Raw genomic sequence first — 17,641 nt, forward strand, 5'->3', positions numbered from 1 at the left:
CGTTTATCTCGATCCCCCGCACCGTCCTAAGACAATACGGAAAATCCTCAAAGGCTTCCTATCTCCCTATCCGGTTTTCAAAGACGCCCCCAGGTCTCCCTGGCTCCCCGCAGCCTCAACTGCGCAGGACAGCCAGAATAGCGCACCTCGGACGCAAAGCAAGCGGAAAAATTCCCGGGGCCGCGGACAGGTAGAATTCCCCATCTGGAGGGAGCGTGATCCACGTCATCGGTGCGGGCCTGGCTGGCTCGGAAGCGGCCTGGCAGCTGGCCGAGCGGGGCCACCGGGTGCGGCTCTCCGAGATGCGGCCGCGGTGGCAGACCCCGGCCCATCTCACGGATCGCGCGGCCGAGATGGTCTGCTCCAACTCCTTCAAGAGCGACGACGCCCACTCCGCCACGGGCATCCTCAAGGCCGAGATGCGCCGGATGAATTCCCTTGTCCTGTGCTGCGCGGAGGCCACGCGCGTCCCCGCCGGGAACAGCCTCGCCGTGGACCGGGAGGCCTTCTCCGTCTCAGTCACCGAAGCCCTGCGCACCCATCCGAACATCCAGTGGGACGCGTCCCTGGTGGAATCGCCCGACCTCGCCGGACCTACGCTGATCGCCACGGGCCCCCTCACGGCCGAGCCGCTTGCCGACTGGCTCTCCCGCATCACCGGCGCAGATCGGCTCCACTTCTACGATGCCATCGCGCCGATCGTCGAGCGCGAATCCATCGACATGGACATCGCCTGGCTGGCCTCCCGGTACGACAAGGGCGGAGCCGACTTCATCAACTGCCCCCTCGACCAGGCCCAGTACGAGCGGTTCCTCGACGCCCTGCTCGCCGCCGAGCGGGCGCCGCTCCACGACTTCGACACCCCCTATTTCGAGGCCTGCCTGCCCATCGAGGTCATGGCCGATCGTGGTCGCGAGACCCTGCGCCATGGCCCGATGAAGCCCGTGGGACTGGACGATCCGCGCACCGGCCGGTGGCCCCACGCCGTGGTCCAACTTCGCCAGGACACCGTCGCCGGGGACCTCTACAACCTGGTGGGCTTCCAGACCCGGCTGAAATGGAGTGCCCAGCGGGAAGTGTTCCACCTGATCCCCGGCCTGGAATCCGCCGAATTCGTCCGCTTCGGCAGCATCCACCGCAACACCTACATCCAGGCTCCGGCCGTCCTTGATGCGACATTGGCTGTCAAAAATGTTCCCTGTCTCTGGATCGCGGGGCAGCTCTCCGGCGTGGAAGGCTATCTCGAGTCCGCAGCGGCCGGGCTTGCGGCCGCCTTCGCCATGGACCGCTCAGCTAGGGAGCTGCCCCCGGCGCCCTTCCCCCGGGAGACCATGCTCGGCAGCCTGCTCCACTACCTGGCCCACGCCGCGCCCTCGGAGTTCGGTCCCACGAACGCCATGATCGGCCTCCTGCCGGCCCTGCCCGAGGGCGCCGTGGATCTCCGCGGCCTCAAGCGCTCCGGGGGCACCCGCGCCGTGAAGGTGGCCAAAGGCGAGGCCCATCGCGCCCGGGCCCTCCAGGCCCTTGAACGGCACCTCACCTCCGGAGCCCCCGCATGAAGCGCATCCTGCTCCCAGCGCTCGCATTCCTCCTGGTGACCCTTGGCCTCGGGGCGGGATGGTTCCTGAGACGAGGGCCCGCAGGGCCTCCACCCGAAGGCGGGGATCGCCCGCCCTTCCTCGTCCAGGCCGCCGGCCAGGGGCAGCTCATCGAGTTCCAGCCGTCCGAGATCCCCATCCGGAGCCTGCGCTGGTCGCGACCCCTGCCTGGCCGGGCGGCGGTGGCGCAGGTGTTGACGCAATCGAACCGGCAACAGGCCTTCCTCTTCGTGGATGGGCACCTGCAGGCGACCCTGACCCTGGTGCGTCCCGCCGGCATCCCGGAGAACCTCTTCCATTTCGCCGAGCTGCAGGACGCCGCCTACCTCCCCGGCCGGCTGCTCCTGCTGCTCTATCGGATCTCCCCGCCCGGGGAGGATCCGCTGGTGGTGGCCTGGAACCTCGAGAAGGGCGCCATCCAGTGGACCTTCCGCGGACCCGGGAGCCGGCTGGTCCTATCCCCTGAGGCACGAACCGCCTTCCTGTTCGGGCCAGGCGCCCCTGTCCAGATCCTCCGGCTCACCGGAAAGGACGGCAGCTCCCTGGCCGGCCCGTCCCCGACCCGGGTCGACCTTCCCCCTGGCTCCACCGGCTTCACGGATCTGCTGGCCATGGGCCAGGGCGACTTCCTGGCCACCGATGCCACAGGCCTTTCCGCCTGGAGGGGCGGCACCTGGAGCCAGACTCCCGCCCCGACCCGTTCCCCGCTGGGGTTCGGAGCCGATGGGGGCAGTCTCGCCCACACCGGGGATTCGTACTGGTGGCAACCCGAACCGGGCCAGCTGATCCAGGTGGGTGCCGACGGCAGGCCCTCGGGGCCCCAGGACCTCTCCACCCTGGTGGCCGGAACCCATGCCCGGGACGCCGCGCTCCTCCACCTCCTGGGTGCGGATGCCCAGGGTGCCCTGTGGTTCGCGCCTGTGGCGCCGGACTTCACCGGGTCGCCCCTGGACGCCTCCGTCCCGGGCCTCCCTGTTCCCGAGCCCGTCGTGGCGGCGCCAGCGACCGTTCCCGGGAGCCCTGAAGCCCCGCCCGGGGCCCCGGCTGCGCCAACCCCCTCCCTGCGGGAGACCTGGGAGCCGTACGTGAAGGGTGGACTGGACCGTCTCTACCGATGGAAGCCGGGCACCCCCTCCATGCAGGGGTTCGCGTGGGCCTCGGCCTGGCCCCGGCTCGGTCCCCCCGCCGTCATCTCCATGCCGACCGGCGACGGCGGGCTCGTGCCCGATTCGGGTGCTTTCCTCCTGGGCGGGCAGGAACACCGCTGGTGGCTGCCGCTGGCCTCGGTCCCGCTGGCTCAGCCCAGGTAGTTGAACAGGCTCTGCTGGTTGGTCTTCGCCATGGTGCTCAACGTGGCGGACTGGACCGTCGTGTCGCTGGAGATCTGGGTGAGGGTGTCGGGATAGTTCGTGTCCTGCAGGTTGTTCTGCTGATCCTGGAGGTTCAGGTTGAACCCGGAGAGGATGGATTTGAGGGACGTCAGGCCCGCCTGCCGACCGCCAAGGTCGGTCTGCGCTTGGCTGAAGGTACCCACAAAGTGCTGGAGGTTGTCGTAGGCCGCCTGGATCTGCGCGGTGTTGTTGGAAGCGAGCCCGTCGCGGAGGCTGGCGGTCACCTGGAAGAGGTCGATGGTGGCGGGGGGCGTGCCTCCATCGGAGGTGTAGTAGAGCTTGTCGCCCGTGAGGTTGGTCGCCACCGAGGTCCCGACTGACACGTCGAGGTTGATGCTCGCGGAATTGCCGTTGTAGGTGGTGGCCCCGCTGGCGGGGGGCGTGAAGGGCTGGGTCTGGGTCATGGTGCCGGAGAAGAGGTACTTCCCCTGGACCCTGGTGTTCGCGAGGGCGATCAGGTTAGTGCGGATGCTGTCGACTTCGGTGGCGATGGCCGCCCGGCCGTTCGCCCCGGTCGCGCCGCTGAGCCCCTGCTGGGCCAGCTGGGTCAGGTTGGAGATGGAATCCAGGGAGGAGCTCACGACATTCTCGGCCGAGCTCAGGAAGGTCATCGCCGAATCCACCTGCTTCTGGAACTGGCCGTTGGCCTGGAGGGAGGTTCCGAGATCCAGTACCGACGCGGCGGCGGCGGGGTCATCCCCCGGGTTGGTGAGGCGCAGGCCCGAGCTGACCCGCAGCGAGTTCTGGGCCAGACGTTCCTGGGTGCGCTGGAGGCCGAGAAGCATCTGGCGCGTCTGGATGCTGCTGGGCATGCGGATGGACATGGTCTACCCCTTCCCCGGCCTTATCGGCCGAAGTTGTTCACCAGCTGATCCATGAGCTGGTTGATGACGGTCAGGAAACGACCCGAGGCCTGGTAGCCCTGCTGGAGGGTCATCATGGACGCAGCCTCTTCGTTGAGATCCACCCCCGAAATGCTGTCCCTCTGGGACTTCAGGGCGGTCACGAGGTTCTGCTGGGTGGTGGACTGGGCATTGAGGGACTGGACCTTCGTTCCCACGTCGCCCACGAGGCTGGCGGCGACGCTGCTGTAGGGGCCCGAATCCCCCGTCCCGTCGCCATTGGTATCCACCGTGCCCGAGGCGAACTGGAGGTTGGCCAGGGCGTTGGCGTTGGTGTTGTCGCCCACGGCCCCGGCCACTCCGGCCGCGGCGATCAGGCCAGGGTTGGCCACCACCGCCGCGTTGACGGAGAGCGCATTGACCATGCCCTTGTAGTCCGAAGCCGCGGTGATGATCGTCGGCAGGCCGTTGGCGCCATTGGCCACGCTGGTCTGGAAGAAGTCCGTGCCCGTGGTGACGCCGTCGGCGGCATAGCCGGTGCGGTGCAGCAGGTTCACCTGGCCGGCGATGCCGGCGGCCAGCTGGTCGAGCTGGCGCTGGTAGGCGGGCAGCAGGTTGTCCCGCAGATCCAGCTGGGCTCCCAGGGAGCCCTCGCCGATCTTGGAGGTCACGTCCACCACAGTGCCGCCCATGGTCGAATCCACCCGGAGGTGGCCGTCCAGGGCCGGATCGGGGCTGGTGCTGAGCTGGTACGAGGTGTTCCCGCTCACCAGGGCGGCGGCCCCCGAATCGAGGGTGATCTGGTACTCCCCGTGGGAGCCCTCGGTGACATTGATGCCCACCAGCTGCGAGAGCTGGTTCGTCAGGGCCGTGCGCTGGTCCCGCGCATCGTTGCGGGAACCCGGGGTGATCTCGGTACCGATGGTCTCGTTGAGCTGGGCGATCTGGCCTGTGAGGGTGTTCACCTCGTTCACGAGGTTCTTCACGGAGAGGTCCGCCGTGTTCCGCTGGCCGTCAATCACCCGGTACTGGCTCTGCATGCCCGTGATCATGGCCTGGGCCTGTCCGATGAGGTTGGTCCGCAGGGAGGCGTTCTCCGGCTGCGCCGCGAGGTTCTGGAACCCCTGGAAGAAGGACTGGATCTGGGCCGCCAGGCCGGTGCTGGTGGAATCCCCGAGCGTCGAGGCCACGGCGCTCAACCCGGCATAGCGGTCCGAGGCGCCTGATTCCCGGGCCGTCTCCCGGTAGATCTGGAGATCCAGGAACTGGTTCCGGATCCCCTGCACATCGTTGAGGCTGACGCCGGTCCCGAAGTACACCCCGCCGGCATTCAGGGCCTGGGAGGCCGAAAGGTCCGCCCGCTGCCTGGAGTAGCTGGGCGTATTGACATTGGCGATGTTGTTGCCCACCACGTTGAGGGCCGACTGCTGGGCCTGGAGCCCGGACAGTCCGACGAAGAGCCCCGCATTGAGTCCCGGCATGGCTAGATCCTCCCGTACATGCGGGGAGCCAGGACCGGGCCGCCGGCGACCTGCCCGTCCCGCCCGTAGCCCCGGTCGCCCGCCAGGCCCATGAGGGTCGCGCGCAGGGGGGCCTGGAGCCCGTTCACCAGGGCCTGGATGGAGGCCACCTTCCGCTGGAGGGCCTGGGCCCCTTCGCGGTCCTCGGGCCAGCCCACCAGCTCGGACCACCGGATGGAGGAGAGCAGGCCCATGGGGTCGTCCCCGGCGATCAACCGGGCTTCCAGGGCGTCCAGAAGGTCGGGCACGGCATGCAGCATGATGGGCCTCCTCCTGGGACCTTCGGCAAGGCTCAGGCCAACAGGTCCAGGTGAGGCCCGGCACCCTCTGCCGAGTCCTGGGACATCAAGGCCTCCGCGTGCTCCGCCGCGTCGTCATCCGCGCCCGCACCATGCCCCGGCTGGCGGCCGCGACCCTCCCGCTCGGTGAGTCGGAGGACATCGGTCTCTTCGACATCGGCCACGTCCAGCATGGCCTCCGCCAGCTTCGCGTCGAAGGCCTGCCTGCGCGCCTGCTCCTGCTGGATCTGGGCCTGACCGTCCACGGCCAGACGGGCGGCCTCGACCGAGGCGGTCTGGAGGATCTGGCGCTGGGTCAGGGGACTGATCATCACCTCACGACGGGGGCCTCAGGCTAGGGGTTGGAGCCCCCCGCCAGGTGCTCTCGGATGAGCCCCTCGGCCACTGCCTCTCCATCGGGGTGGTAGGCGTCCGCATCCATCTGGTTCTTGATGGCTTCCACCTTCTCGGTCCGGATGTCCGGGGTCACCGCCAGCACTTCCTGGGCCACGGCCACCAGCCGGGCGGAGGAGGAGACCTGGAAGGCATCCGAGACGGGGGCCGGACCGGATGTGGAGCCGACGGCCGGGGAGGGCGATGCCTTGGGGCCGCTGGTCCCCTGGGTCCCGCCGACACTGCCGGTCTTGCCACCGATGCGCATGTTCACCTCGACATGAATGCGTATCGGCAGTTTGCCCGGAATCTTCAGCCCTGGACGGGTGGTTTGGTCTCCTTGCCCCGGGACCACGCCTCCTCCAGGCGTTCCGCAAGGCCCCAGCCCTTGCCGGAGGCGGCGGCCTTGTTGGCCACGGCCTGGTCCATCAGATACTCGTAGGTGGATCGGGAGTGCCCCGAATCCCCGAGGAGCCCGGAGGACTGGACGGTCTTCCGCATGGCCTGGAAGAGGAGACCCATGAGCAACCCCTCGAACTGCTGGGCGGCCTCCTTGGTCTTGTCCGAGGCCGGGGGCACCCTCTCCGCCCCCTGGCCCAGGGTTGCGGCGTCCACCGCGGGAAGGGACACCAGGCCGCTCACAGGACCCTCAGCTCGGCCTGGAGGGCACCCGCTTCCTTGATCGCCTGGAGGATGGCCACCAGATCCCGGGAGCTCACGCCCATGCTATTCAGCATTTCCGCCAGCTTGCCCACGCTCACCCCTGGTTCCACGGACACGGTCTTGGGCTTGTCCTCCTTGACGGTCACGTCCGTCTTGGTGGCGGTGACGGTCTTGCCCTGGCTGAAGGGCGCGGGCTGGCTCACCAGGGGCGTGGAGCTGACGACGATGCTCAGCCCGCCCTGGACGATGCTCACGGCCCCGATCTTCACGTCGGCCCCCAGGATCACGGTCCCGGTGCGCTCGTTCACCACCACCCGGGCGACGGGCTGCAGCTCCACCCGCAGGTTCTCGAGCCGGGCCACCAGTTCCACCGCGTGGCCCTGGAGGGCCTTCGGGATCTGCACGTCCACGGTGCGTCCATCCAGGGGCTGGGCCGCGTTCTCGCCCAGCTCCTGGTTGATGGCATGGACCACCCGCATGGCGGTGGTGAAGTCCTCTTCCTGCAGGTTGTAGCGGAGGGTGGTCCGGGCATTGAAGTTGCCGCCCACCTCCCGCTCGATGAGCGCCCCATCAGGCACACGGCCCACGTTGGGATTGTTCTTCGTCACGGACGCCCCGCCAGCCGCGGCGGCGAACCCGCCCACCAGCAGCGAGCCCTGGGCCACGGCGTAGATCTGGCCGTCGGGCCCCTGGAGCGGCGTCATCAGCAGCACGCCTCCGGCCAGGGACTTGGCATCGCCGGTGCTGGAGACGGTCACGTCCATGCGCGACCCGGACCGGGCGAAGGGCGGGAGCTCCGCCGTCACCATGACCGCGGCCACGTTCTTCACCTTCACCGAGGCGGGATTGATGGTGAGCCCCTGGCGGGCCATGAGGTTCGTGAGGGACTGGACCGTGAACTTGGTCTGGTCCTTGTCGCCCGTGCCGTCGAGGCCGACCACCATCCCATAGCCCAGGAGCTGGTTGCCCCGGACCCCCTGGAGCTGGGCCACCTCCTTCAGGCGGGCCTCCACCCGCTTGTCGGACTTGATCGTATCGGCGCCCACCAGGGCCAGGGTCGCCAGGAACAGGGCCGCGACGCGCATGGAAGCCTCCTAGAAGGGCCAGATGTAGTTGAGCAGGCGGCTGATGTAGCCGGGCTTGAGGGTCTCGTCCACCACGCCCTCGCCGCCGTAGCCAATGCGCAGCTCGGCCACCTGACCGGACGCGATGGAATTGGCGGTGTCGAGCCGCTGGGGGTCCAGCATCCCGGCCACGTAGAGCCGCTGGGTCTCGTTGTTCAGCTGGATGTCCCGGAAACCCTCGAAGATCAGGTTGCCGTTGTTCAGCACCTTCACCACCCGGGCCGTCACCACCGTGGTGAAGACGGCACTTCGGCCCGTGGTGCCTGTGCCGGCGTACTTGTTCGTGGTGGCCGTGGTGCGGTCGGTGCTCCCGCCGCCGCCGATGCCGAATCCAGCCAGGGTCCCGAAGAGGGTGGGGCTGTTCAGCTTGTTGCTGCCATCCCGCTTGGTGGTGACGTCCGCCTTGCTGATGGCGTTGGTGCTCTCGGCGATGCGGAGGGTGACCAGGTCGTTCACGTGGGCCGCGCGGAGGTCCCCGATCAGGGTGCGGTCGCGCCAGAGGCTGCCCTCGCTCAGGGGCTGCATGGGCGGCGCCTCCTCCACGTAGGGGATGGCGGGCTTCTTCACCAGGTTCACGTCATGGCGCTTGGGAAGGGAGCAGCCGACCCCGAACAGGACCAGGGCAATAGGCAGCATTTTCCGCATCACGCACCTCCACACCGGGGAAGGGCGAGGAGGATGCCAAGTCCTCAGTCGAGGGTGATCAGGACCCGGTCATGGCCAGCCATGTCCTGATGGACCATGGACTTGCGCCATCCCATGCCCAGGGCCCGGCGGCACAGTTCGCCCCCCTGGCCGGCCCCGATCTCCAGGAGGCAGGCCGGGGCCTTCCGGGTCCGGGCCTGGGTGAGGAGGTCCGTGGAGAGCTGCAGGCCCCGGTCGGGCGCGAAGAGGGCGGATTCCGGTTCGAAGGCGAGTTCCCGCTGGAGGGTCGGCCGGTCCGCAGGATCCACGTAGGGCAGGTTCGCCACCACCAGGCCCAGGGGCTCCGCCACGGGAGCCAACAGGCTCCCGGGCAGGAAGGCCACCTCGGCCCCCAGGTCGGATGCGTTCGTCCGGGCCACGGCCAGGGCCCCGGGGCTGATCTCAGTGGCCGCCACCGTCCAGTCCGTCTCCAGGGCCAGGCTGATGGCGATGATGCCGCTCCCGGTGCCCACGTCCACGCAGCGGTCCACCCCGAGACGCCGGCCCACGTCCAGGGCCGCTTCCACCAGGAGTTCCGTCTCGGGACGGGGGATCAGGGTGTCGGGGGTCACCCGGAAGCGGCGATCCCGGAAGAGGGTCCAGCCCAGGATGTAGGCCCAGGGTTCCCCGGTGCGGCGGCGGCGGACCCAGGCGCCCACCTGGCGTCGCACGGCGTCCGGGACGGGGTCACTCCCGTGGGCGGCCATCCAGCTCCGGGAGCGGCCCAACCCGTCCTCGAACCAGCGGATGCTCTCGGCGTGGGCCTCCTCCGGATCGAGGAAGACCGCCAGGGAAGAGGCCAGGTCGAGGCGGAGCTGGAGGTAGGTCTGGACCATCCCTCCAGGTTATCGCGGGAAGAGGCAGCCCCCAAACTTCGATTCTGGCCAAGCCGAGGCCTGGCTCCGGCCAGGACACGGCGTGGGGGTTCCGGGGGTGTGTGCGCAGCACGACGCTCGATCCTCGCGACGCATGCGTCGCGAGGGGGACCCCCGGGGAAACATCATCCCATCAGGGCCTTGGCCCGGGCCTGGCTCTCGGCCAGCACGATCTCGTGGAGGCTGCCCCCGTGGCTGTCCATGGTGACCACCAGGGGGAAGTCCTCCACCTCGATGATCCAGAAGGCCTCGGGGCTGCCGAACTCCTCCAGCATCTTCACGTCCACCACGCGCTTGCAGCGCTCGGCCAGCAGGCTGCCGGCCCCGCCGGTGGCGTGGAGGTAGACGGCGCCGGTCTTCTGCAGGCCCTCGCTGGTCTTCTTGCCCATGCCGCCCTTGCCGATGACGCCGCGGACCTTGTAGGTCTCGATGACGTCGGCCTGGTAGGGCTCCTCCCGGATGGAGGTGGTGGGCCCAGCGGCCACGAAGCTGTAGTGGCCGTCCTCGTGCTTCTTCACGACCGGCCCGCAGTGGTAGATGACCATGTTTTCGAGGATGGGCTTCAGCCACTCGGGCTTCTGCTCCTTCATGTACTTGTGGCCCATGTCGCGGCTGAGGACGACGCGGCCGTTGAGCAGCACCTCGTCGCCGACCTTGAGCTGGCGGATCTGGTCTTCGGTGATGGGGGTGGTGAGACGGATCATGGGAGCCTCGTCGCGATCAATCGAAGGACACTTCGCCGCTGGGCTTGAGGGTCAGTGTGCCCCGGCGGCTGCTCCAGCACATGTAGCTGATGCTCACGTAGAAGCTGGCCGGGTGGCGGTACATCTCCTCCGCCATCACGCCCAGCACGGTGGTGTTGCCGCCGTAGCCCATTGGCCCGATGCCCAGGGTGTTGAGGTCGTTGGTGACCTCCTTCTCGAAGGCGTCCATCTTCGGATCGGGGTTCGGGGTGCCGAGCTTGCGGAGGATCAGTTCCTTGCTCTTCTCGTAGCCGGTGACGCGGTCGCCGCCGATGGCCACGCCGAGGATGCCCGGGCTGCAGCCCTGGCCCTGCGCCTTTACCACGGCGTCGATGATGCACTTGCGCACGCCCTTGATGTCCCGGCCCGCGCCCAGCGCGGCGTCCGGCAGGCGGTACTGGGCGCCCACGTTCTCGCAGCCCCCGCCCTTCTGCATGACGGAGATCGCGATTTCAGGCCGGTCCCACTCCTCGAAGTGGACGGCCGGGTGGTGCTCGTGGAAGGGATCCATGTTGGTGCCGGTGTTCTTGCCGCTGAGGGACTCCACGCAGTTCGGGCGCAGCCAGGACCGCTTGGTGGCATCCACCACCGCGGCGCGGAGCTGCTGCTTGGCCGCCCGCTGGCTGAGGCCGAAGGGATGGCGCACCCAGAAGATGATGGAGCCCGTGTCCTGGCAGAGTGGCGTGACGTGGCCGTCGGCGAGGATGATGTTGCGCACCATGTCGTTCAGCGTGTTGAAGGCCCGGCTGCCCTCCTCCTCCGCGTCGCGGCCCTTCACCAGGGCATCGATCACGTCCTGGGGGAGACGGCTGGTGGTGCGGCGGAGCAGCTCCAGCACGGGCAGCGTGAGGTCGAGCCCCTTCAGGTTCGCCAGATCCGCCTTCCACCCCTGGGGCAGCACGGACTTGGATTGCACCACGTCGGCCGTGGTGAGGGTGGGAATGACGCACTCGGACATGGACCCTCCGCAGGACACCGGACCTCATGATCCGCTCGCGGAAGCTCACGCTCAAGTGATCAATGCCCGGTTCAGCAGACAGGGAGGTGGAAAGAAGATCCACGGGACGTGACCCTTCTCACATTCAGCCCCCGGTGGAGCGATTGCCCCTGGCCCTCAGGCAGGGCGACTGTATGTTCGGACAGGTTGAAACATGGACCCAATTTCGAGTCTTGCGGCCACCTGGGAGTCTCCACATGCAGTCCCGTGTCATGAACCGGATCGTTTCACGTACAGCCCTGTTGGCAGCAGGACTGGTCATCCTCGGGTGCGGAGGGAGCAGCTCCAGCCCCGGTACGACCCCGGCGCCCCCCAAGCCCGCTGCGGGCACAACCCCGATGCAGGTCAGCCTGGGCGACGCCCCCGCCGACTGGATCATGACCTTCGGGATGACGGTCAACACCATCACGCTGACGAGCTCGACGGGGGACACCGTGAGTGTGCTGCCCACGGCCTCCCCCATGGAAATGATGCAGCTGATGGCCACGGTGCAGCCCATCTCCTCCGTGGCCGTGCCTCAGGGCACCTACACCCAGGCCACGGTCACCTTCTCCGCGGTCGCCCTGGGCTACCTGGATCCCGTGTCGCACACCTACACCCAGAAGACGATGCCCGGTCCGTACTCCGCCACTGTGCCGTTCAGTCCCGCCATGACTGTGGGCACCTCACCCATGGCCCTGAATGTCGACATGAACATGGGGTCGTCGGTATCCATTGACGGCTCCGGGAATGTCACCCTCACGCCGACCCTCACCGCCGCCATGGCATCGGCCCCCGGGACCGGGATGAACCCGTGGCAGGGCACCATGCAGCAGCGGCTCGGCGCCGTTTCGAGCATCTCGGGATCCCAGTTCACGATGGGCTCGATGATGGGGATGCAGACGGCCACCTTTACCACGAACAGCAGCACGCAGTTCGCGGGGACAGGCTTCACCGGCATGGGCTCGATGTCGACCGGCATGCTGGTCGGTGTGGACGCGGCCCTGCAGGCAGACGGCACCTACCTGGCCCAGCGCGTGGAATCCATGGGGTCCGGAACCACCGGCATGATGGGCGGCGGCCTGGTCACCGCCATCACGGGCAACCCGCCCACCCAGCTCACGATGGTGGCGAACGCCGGCCAGGGGGGCGGGATGATGGCCTCCTCCATCGGCGGGACCCTCACCGTGGCCATCCCCGCCTCGACGCCCTACAGCATGGATACCGATGGCATGGATCTCACGGCCCTGCCCTTCACGCCCGCCTTCGGGCCCACGAGCCTCGCCAAGGGCCAGCGGGTCCAGGTGGTCAGCGGCGGCGGGATGATGGGGGGGGGCATGATGGGTGGCACCGGATCCCTCACCGCCAGCCAGCTCCGCCTGGAACAGCAGGGATTCCACGGTACGGCCTCCGGATACACCGCCAACGGATCCCAGGCCACCTTCACCCTGACGCTGCCCCCGGATGCCGCCTTCGCGACCCTCACCGGCACCACCACCCTGCAGGTCTACCAGCAGACGGGGACCCAGCTCCATGGCCTGACCACCCTCGCCAACGGCAATGGTGTGGTGGTCCGGGGGCTCCTCTTCGACGACGCCGGGACCTACCGGCTGGTCGCCAGCTGGATCGCCCTGCCCTGACACCGGGTTCGGCCCGCCCCGTCGCGTGCTCCCCTGCGGCGGGGCGGTATCCTGGGGCCCTGCGTGGAGACCCCGTGCGCCAGGTCTTGTTCATCCTCAACGATCCGCCCTACGGCACCGAGCGCAGCTACAACGGCCTGCGCCTGGCGGGGGCCACGGCCAAGCGCGAGGGTACGGAGGTCCGCGTGTTCCTCATGGGCGACGCCGCGGCCTGTGCCAAGCGGGGCCAGAAGACCCCTGAGGGTTTCTACAACCTGGAGCGGATGCTGAAGGGCGTCACCACGCGCCACGGGCAGGTGGGCGTCTGCGGCACCTGCATGGACGCCCGCGGGATCGCCGAGGCCGAGCTTGCCGAAGGCTGCCGCCGGAGCACCCTGGAGGAGCTGACCGACTGGACCCTGGGGGCGGACCAGGTGCTGGTGTTCTAGGGGGCCCCATGGGCGAGCCGGGCCAACCCCGCTGCGACTGTTGCGGCGAAGTGCCGGCGGCGGAGGCCGCCCCCTGCCCGGGGTGCGGCGGGGCGGGCCGGGTGGTCGGGACGCCCACCCTGCGGGCCCTCCTGGCCCCCCGCTGGGCCAGCGAAGTGCCCCGGGGCCCCTGGCGGTTCTGCGCCAGTCCCGCCTGCGACCTCGTATACTTCGGCCCGGCCGGAACCTACCGCAAGGACCAGCTCCGCGTGCGGGTGGGACTCAAGGAGACGGAAGCGCCGCGACCCCTCTGCTACTGCTTCGGCCACAGCGCCGAGAGCCTGCGGGCCGATTGGCAGGCCACTGGCCGCCTGGACGCCGTGGAGGAGATCCGTGCCGCAGTGAAGGAAGGTCGCTGCCGGTGCGACGTGGAGAACCCCTCCGGCGCCTGCTGCCTGGGGGACGTGCTGAAGGTGGCCGGGGCCATCCAGCGGCGGGGTTGAGCCTCAACGGCCCCAGGCCCGGCAGAGGGCCAGGGTCAGATCCAGCAGCGGGGCCTCGCTCCGGGACAGAGCCATGCCCTTGAGGTCCCGCTCGCACTGGTTGAGTCGGGCGAGGAGCCCCTTCAGTCCCTTGGGTTTCAGGCGGTCCAGGGTCCCCCGGTAGCCGTCCAGGAGGAAGGCCTGGCGGGGGGACAGGCCCAGGGCCGCCATCAGTTCCGCCCCCTTGCACCCGGCCGCCTCCGCCTCGGCCAGCCGCAGCAGGCGATCCACCTCGCGCCGGGCCTGGCCCAGGAGCATCAAGGGCTCGTCCCCATCCTCCAGGGCCAGGCGGAGCGCTTTCAGGGCCCCGGCCGCATCCCCCTTCTGCCAGGCCCCTGACCAGGCAAAGGCCTTCTGCTCGGCCAGACGGAAGGTGACCTGGTCCACCATGGCTTCGGTGACCTTGCGGTCCTCGGCCAGGAGATCCAGGACCTCCAGGGCCCGCTTGAGGAGGCCTGGCTGGCCGCCCTGGCGCTGGGCCAGCAGGCTGGCCGCGGCCCCCTGGAGCGAGAGCCCGAGGCGCCGGGCTTCGCCTTCGATGAAGGCCGGGATCTCGGTCACTTCGAGGGCGCCGACCCGGAGGATCCGCCCCGCCTTGCTCCAGTCTGTCCAGGGCTTGGCCCCCAGGGCCTTGCCGGGGGCCGCCGGGAGCGTGGTCCAGGCCACCAGTAGGAGCTTCACGCCCTGGGGCGGCTTCTCCAGCAGCGCCTTCACGGCGCCCGGCAGCTCCTTGGCCCGGGTGAACAGGTTGTCCGCGGCGGGCACCACCACACAGCGGGCCTCGGCCCCGAAGGGCGCGGCCTCCTGCAGGGCCGCCATGACCTCGGGCCAGGGACAGCCCTCCCCGCAGATCGTCAGCGAGAAATCCGCCCACTCGGGATCCACGTGGCGGCGCTTCCAGGCGTCCACCGCCTCGCGGCGCCCATCGCCATCCTCGCCGTGGACGAGGGCGAAGCCATGCTCCAGCCAGGCGTGCGGCGCGGCCATCAGTCCGTGCCCTCCAGGAGCTGGGTGAGGAAACTCTCCGCGAAGTCGTCCGCCAGGCTGTCGAGCACCTGAAGCTCGCGGTTGTCGAAACTGGCGAAATTCTGGTCCACCCGGTACTGGTTCGAGAAGGTGAGGCCCCGCCGGGAGAGCACCACGGCGCCGGTCTGCCCATCCAGCAGCTCCACGCTGGCCACCACCTTCACCTCGACGCGGGTGGCGGTGCCGGCGCTCTTCTGCTCGATCCCGTTCCCGAGGGTGAGGCCAAGGGGCCGGGACTCGTACTTCTCAAGGGTGCCCTGGAGCACCCAGCGCGAGGGTTCCCCGGGGCCCACCAGCTTCCAGGGGCTGGCCGCGACCACGCGGCTTTCCAGGGCCTTGGTGAACCGGTCCTCCAGTCCCAGCTTCGGCGTGAGGTTCCGGAACCGCGCCAGCCGGATCGTGTCCCCCCGGTGGGCCCACGCCGCCTGGTGCGGCTCCCGGTCCAGCCGGCGGTACCCGCAGCCGGGGACGAGCAGCAGGGCGAAAGTCAGTGCGGAAAGGCGGAACGCAGAGGACACAGGGATCACACCAGGGGCGCTAGGGATGGAACACGCCGACGTAGGGGAGGTTGCGGAGCTTGCCGTTGTAGTCGAGGCCGTAGCCTACGACGAAGTGGTCCTCGATGGTGAAGCCGACGTAGTCCACGGGCACTTCGACTTTGCGGCGGCTGGGCTTGTCCAGGAGGGTGCAGATCCTCAGGCTGGCGGGCTCCCGGTCCAGCAGGAGGTTGCGGACCTTGTGCAGGGTGAGGCCGGTGTCCACGATGTCCTCCACCACCAGCGCATCGCGGCCCTGGATGGATTTGTCGAGGTCCTTGAGGATGTGGACCTCCCCCGTGCTCTCCAGGCCCCCGCCGTAGCTGGCCACCTGCATGAAGCTCACCTCGAAGTCCAGTTCCGTGGCCCGGGCCAGGTCTGCGAAGAAGGGGAAGACGCCGTTCAGGAGGCCCACCATCACGAGATCCTTGCCCACGTAGTCCGCGGCCAGCCTGCGCCCCATCTCCCGCACCCGGGTCCGGATCTGCTCCTCGGTCAGCAGGGGGGTGATGCGGTCGCGCATGGGGTCTCCTGGAAGGGCGTGGGTCGGGCCTAGGACCACACTAACTCGATTCCATTCAACCCCAGGCCCCCATCCCGGGTCCATCCATTGACGGCGGATCCCGGCTTGATCCCCCCGCCGGAGCCTAAGATGATGCTGGCGATTGCCTTGAACGAGCCCCCGATGCCCCAGACGGCCCCCCAGACCGCCGAGCGGATCCCCGATCCGGGCTCGCCGTACCACACGCCGGAGGTGCTCGCCTGGGTGGAGGCCGCCCAGGGCGGGGACCAGGCCGCCTTCGCCTCCCTGGTCCGCCTCTTCTCCCGGGACGTCTACGGCAAGGCCTTCTCCATCGTGAAGAACCACCAGGATGCGGATGACGTGGTCCAGGAGACCTTCATCCGGGTGTTCCGGGCCCTCCCGGGCTTCCGTTTCGAGTCGTCCTTCCGGACCTGGCTCATCACCATCGCCACCCGCCAGGCCCTGAACTACCGGGAGCGCATGGCCCGGGACCACGAGAGCCTGGAGATGCCAGAAGAAGGATTGGAGCACCCCGCCCTGCGGGTCGAGGAGACCCAGGGGGCCGCCCTGCTGGACGAGGAGGCCCGCCGCCTGCTCTACGAGGCCCTCCCGAAGCTGCCCCGCCGCCAGAAGGAGGCCCTGACGCTCAAGCTCCAGCACGACTGGAAGTACGAACGCATCGCCGCGGAGATGGGCACATCCGTGGGCAGCGTGAAGGCCCACATCTTCCACGCCATCCAGAGCCTCACCCGCCATGTGAAAGGGGGCCGTCCGTGAGCCACGACATCCTCCCCATCTCTGAACGCTGCACGCGGACCCTCGCCGCCGTCGAGGCCGATCCGCTGGAACCGGGTGCCGATGCGGAGTTGCACATGAAGACCTGCACCGCCTGTGCGGAAGCCCGGGTGATCTACCTGGCCCAGGAGGACACGCCCGACGTGCTGGTGCCCGCCGGCTACTTCGACCGGCTGCCCGGCCGGGTGGTGGGCAAGCTGCCCGTCCGCCCCTCCCTGGCCCATCACGCCCGGGGCCTCTTCTGGGCCGCTGCGGCCGCCCTGCTCATGGCGGTGGGGGCCGGGGCCTTCTGGGCCGGCCGGGCCAATCGCACCCCGCTGGTGGAGGCCACCATGCCGAAACCGCCCGATACCGTCGAAGTCATGGTTCCCGAGGCCCCGTTCCACGACCGGGACGAGGAGGCCGCCCAGCTCCAATCCCTCAGCCCCGAGGAGATGAAGGCCCTGCTGGAACGGCTGGACCGCCAACCCGCTGCGACCAAGAGGTAAGCCATGTCCCGACTTTCCTTCCTCCTCCCCGCCCTGATCCTGGCCGTCCAGCCCCTGGCCATGGCCCAGGCCCAGCCCGAGGGCGAAGGCCGGCTGCTCTACCAGTTCCGGGTGGAGCACTTGGAGCGGAACGTCGGTCTCACCGAGGACCAGGCCAGGTCCGTGGCGGATCGCTGGGCCCGCTTTGACCGGGAACTCTTCGAGAAGACCCGCCAGGTCCGCGAGCTGCGGACCCAGTTCAACGACATCCTGATGGGCCCCGGCACCGAGGACGAGAAGAACGCCCGGGTGAAGCCCCTCCTGGATCAGTTCGTGGCCCTCCGTCACCAGCAGATGAACCTGAAGATGCAGTTCGAGGATGACATCCGGTCCCGTCTCAGCCCCGCCCAGCAGGTCCGCCTCATCGTGCAGGTCGATGAGATGCAGCGCCGGATGCTGGAGGTGCTGCGCCAGGGCCTGGGCAACCGGCCCGGCATGGGCCTCGGCAACCGCATGGGTCCCGGTGCCGGGTTGCGCCGTGGCGGACGGTGAGGCGCCTGGGCGCTCGAGGCCTCAAAGCGGAACACAGAGGACACAGAGGAGGCAGAGAACGGCGTG

At 69.0% G+C, this 17,641-nt stretch carries 22 protein-coding genes; 8 read left to right on the forward strand and 14 right to left on the reverse strand.

Annotated features, from left to right (window positions below):
• Nucleotides 1-215 precede the first annotated feature (215 nt).
• On the forward strand, nt 216-1,559 hold the full coding sequence (gene trmFO / locus QSJ33_RS07940) for a methylenetetrahydrofolate--tRNA-(uracil(54)-C(5))-methyltransferase (FADH(2)-oxidizing) TrmFO (RefSeq protein WP_285724335.1): 1,344 nt from the start codon (nt 216-218) through the stop codon (nt 1,557-1,559).
• Complete coding sequence (locus QSJ33_RS07945) at nt 1,556-2,908, forward strand: hypothetical protein (protein ID WP_285724336.1); 1,353 nt, start codon at nt 1,556-1,558, stop codon at nt 2,906-2,908. Before trmFO ends, QSJ33_RS07945 begins: the two co-directional genes overlap by 4 nt.
• On the opposite strand, the gene flgL is transcribed toward QSJ33_RS07945, so the two are convergent.
• The 11 genes from flgL to QSJ33_RS08000 all read right to left on the reverse strand — a co-directional run bounded on the left by flgL (nt 2,896) and on the right by QSJ33_RS08000 (nt 11,069).
• Complete coding sequence (flgL, locus tag QSJ33_RS07950) at nt 2,896-3,813, reverse strand: flagellar hook-associated protein FlgL (RefSeq protein ID WP_285724338.1); 918 nt, start codon at nt 3,811-3,813, stop codon at nt 2,896-2,898. The genes QSJ33_RS07945 and flgL overlap by 13 nt on opposite strands.
• A 20-nt stretch (nt 3,814-3,833) precedes the next feature.
• Nucleotides 3,834-5,312, reverse strand: a complete 1,479-nt coding sequence (flgK, locus tag QSJ33_RS07955; RefSeq protein WP_285724340.1) for a flagellar hook-associated protein FlgK — start codon at nt 5,310-5,312, stop codon at nt 3,834-3,836.
• Between the two features lie 2 nt (nt 5,313-5,314).
• Nucleotides 5,315-5,611: a hypothetical protein gene (locus QSJ33_RS07960; protein WP_285724343.1), complete on the reverse strand. Its 297-nt coding sequence runs from the start codon at nt 5,609-5,611 to the stop codon at nt 5,315-5,317.
• A 32-nt stretch (nt 5,612-5,643) separates the two neighbouring features.
• On the reverse strand, nt 5,644-5,961 hold the full coding sequence (locus QSJ33_RS07965; RefSeq protein ID WP_285724345.1) for a hypothetical protein: 318 nt from the start codon (nt 5,959-5,961) through the stop codon (nt 5,644-5,646).
• Between the two features lie 23 nt (nt 5,962-5,984).
• On the reverse strand, nt 5,985-6,290 hold the full coding sequence (gene flgM, locus QSJ33_RS07970) for a flagellar biosynthesis anti-sigma factor FlgM (RefSeq protein WP_285724347.1): 306 nt from the start codon (nt 6,288-6,290) through the stop codon (nt 5,985-5,987).
• Between the two features lie 44 nt (nt 6,291-6,334).
• On the reverse strand, nt 6,335-6,652 hold the full coding sequence (locus tag QSJ33_RS07975) for a rod-binding protein (protein WP_285724349.1): 318 nt from the start codon (nt 6,650-6,652) through the stop codon (nt 6,335-6,337).
• An 8-nt stretch (nt 6,653-6,660) separates the two neighbouring features.
• Entirely contained in the window at nt 6,661-7,770 is a 1,110-nt protein-coding gene (locus tag QSJ33_RS07980; protein WP_285724351.1) for a flagellar basal body P-ring protein FlgI, read from the reverse strand.
• A gap of 9 nt (nt 7,771-7,779) precedes the next feature.
• Complete coding sequence (locus QSJ33_RS07985) at nt 7,780-8,454, reverse strand: flagellar basal body L-ring protein FlgH (protein ID WP_285724353.1); 675 nt, start codon at nt 8,452-8,454, stop codon at nt 7,780-7,782.
• 44 nt (nt 8,455-8,498) lie between these two features.
• Nucleotides 8,499-9,329, reverse strand: coding sequence for a peptide chain release factor N(5)-glutamine methyltransferase (gene prmC / locus QSJ33_RS07990; RefSeq protein WP_285724355.1), 831 nt, complete (start codon nt 9,327-9,329; stop codon nt 8,499-8,501).
• 164 nt (nt 9,330-9,493) lie between these two features.
• Nucleotides 9,494-10,072: a FumA C-terminus/TtdB family hydratase beta subunit gene (locus tag QSJ33_RS07995; RefSeq protein WP_285724358.1), complete on the reverse strand. Its 579-nt coding sequence runs from the start codon at nt 10,070-10,072 to the stop codon at nt 9,494-9,496.
• A 16-nt stretch (nt 10,073-10,088) separates the two neighbouring features.
• A complete protein-coding gene (locus QSJ33_RS08000; RefSeq protein ID WP_285724360.1) occupies nt 10,089-11,069 on the reverse strand; it encodes a fumarate hydratase in 981 nt (326 codons plus the stop codon).
• Between the two features lie 377 nt (nt 11,070-11,446).
• Here QSJ33_RS08000 and QSJ33_RS08005 point away from each other — a divergent pair, with 377 nt between their 5' ends.
• From QSJ33_RS08005 to QSJ33_RS08015, 3 genes are all read left to right on the forward strand, one after another.
• Nucleotides 11,447-12,727, forward strand: coding sequence for a DUF5666 domain-containing protein (locus QSJ33_RS08005; protein WP_285724362.1), 1,281 nt, complete (start codon nt 11,447-11,449; stop codon nt 12,725-12,727).
• Between the two features lie 74 nt (nt 12,728-12,801).
• The gene (locus QSJ33_RS08010) at nt 12,802-13,155 is read left to right on the forward strand and encodes a DsrE/DsrF/TusD sulfur relay family protein (protein WP_285724364.1); all 354 of its coding nucleotides are present in this window, start codon (nt 12,802-12,804) and stop codon (nt 13,153-13,155) included.
• Nucleotides 13,156-13,163: 8 nt separating this feature from the next.
• The gene (locus QSJ33_RS08015; protein ID WP_285724366.1) at nt 13,164-13,637 is read left to right on the forward strand and encodes a putative iron-sulfur cluster-binding metallochaperone; all 474 of its coding nucleotides are present in this window, start codon (nt 13,164-13,166) and stop codon (nt 13,635-13,637) included.
• Nucleotides 13,638-13,640: 3 nt separating this feature from the next.
• Here QSJ33_RS08015 and holA read toward each other — a convergent pair whose 3' ends face one another.
• Genes holA through hpt form a run of 3 tightly spaced genes read right to left on the reverse strand, consistent with a single transcriptional unit; the run spans nt 13,641 to nt 15,761 of the window.
• Complete coding sequence (gene holA / locus QSJ33_RS08020) at nt 13,641-14,663, reverse strand: DNA polymerase III subunit delta (RefSeq protein WP_285724368.1); 1,023 nt, start codon at nt 14,661-14,663, stop codon at nt 13,641-13,643.
• Nucleotides 14,663-15,220 carry an LPS assembly lipoprotein LptE gene (gene lptE, locus QSJ33_RS08025; RefSeq protein WP_285724370.1) on the reverse strand — a complete coding sequence of 186 codons (558 nt, stop codon included), beginning with the start codon at nt 15,218-15,220 and terminating at the stop codon, nt 14,663-14,665. The genes holA and lptE overlap by 1 nt, the downstream gene beginning before the upstream one ends.
• 19 nt (nt 15,221-15,239) lie before the next feature.
• The gene (hpt, locus tag QSJ33_RS08030) at nt 15,240-15,761 is read right to left on the reverse strand and encodes a hypoxanthine phosphoribosyltransferase (protein WP_285724372.1); all 522 of its coding nucleotides are present in this window, start codon (nt 15,759-15,761) and stop codon (nt 15,240-15,242) included.
• A 162-nt stretch (nt 15,762-15,923) separates the two neighbouring features.
• Here hpt and QSJ33_RS08035 point away from each other — a divergent pair, with 162 nt between their 5' ends.
• From QSJ33_RS08035 to QSJ33_RS08045, 3 genes are read left to right on the forward strand one after another with little or no spacing between them, the layout of a single operon-like run.
• Nucleotides 15,924-16,538 (forward strand): RNA polymerase sigma factor, encoded by a 615-nt coding sequence (locus QSJ33_RS08035; protein ID WP_285724374.1) that lies wholly within the window; start codon nt 15,924-15,926, stop codon nt 16,536-16,538.
• Nucleotides 16,535-17,044, forward strand: coding sequence for a hypothetical protein (locus QSJ33_RS08040; protein WP_285724377.1), 510 nt, complete (start codon nt 16,535-16,537; stop codon nt 17,042-17,044). Before QSJ33_RS08035 ends, QSJ33_RS08040 begins: the two co-directional genes overlap by 4 nt.
• A 3-nt stretch (nt 17,045-17,047) precedes the next feature.
• Nucleotides 17,048-17,575 carry a hypothetical protein gene (locus tag QSJ33_RS08045; protein WP_285724379.1) on the forward strand — a complete coding sequence of 176 codons (528 nt, stop codon included), beginning with the start codon at nt 17,048-17,050 and terminating at the stop codon, nt 17,573-17,575.
• Nucleotides 17,576-17,641 lie beyond the last annotated feature (66 nt).

This window comes from Geothrix rubra (genome assembly GCF_030268065.1).
In the GTDB taxonomy this organism is placed as follows: domain Bacteria; phylum Acidobacteriota; class Holophagae; order Holophagales; family Holophagaceae; genus Geothrix; species Geothrix rubra.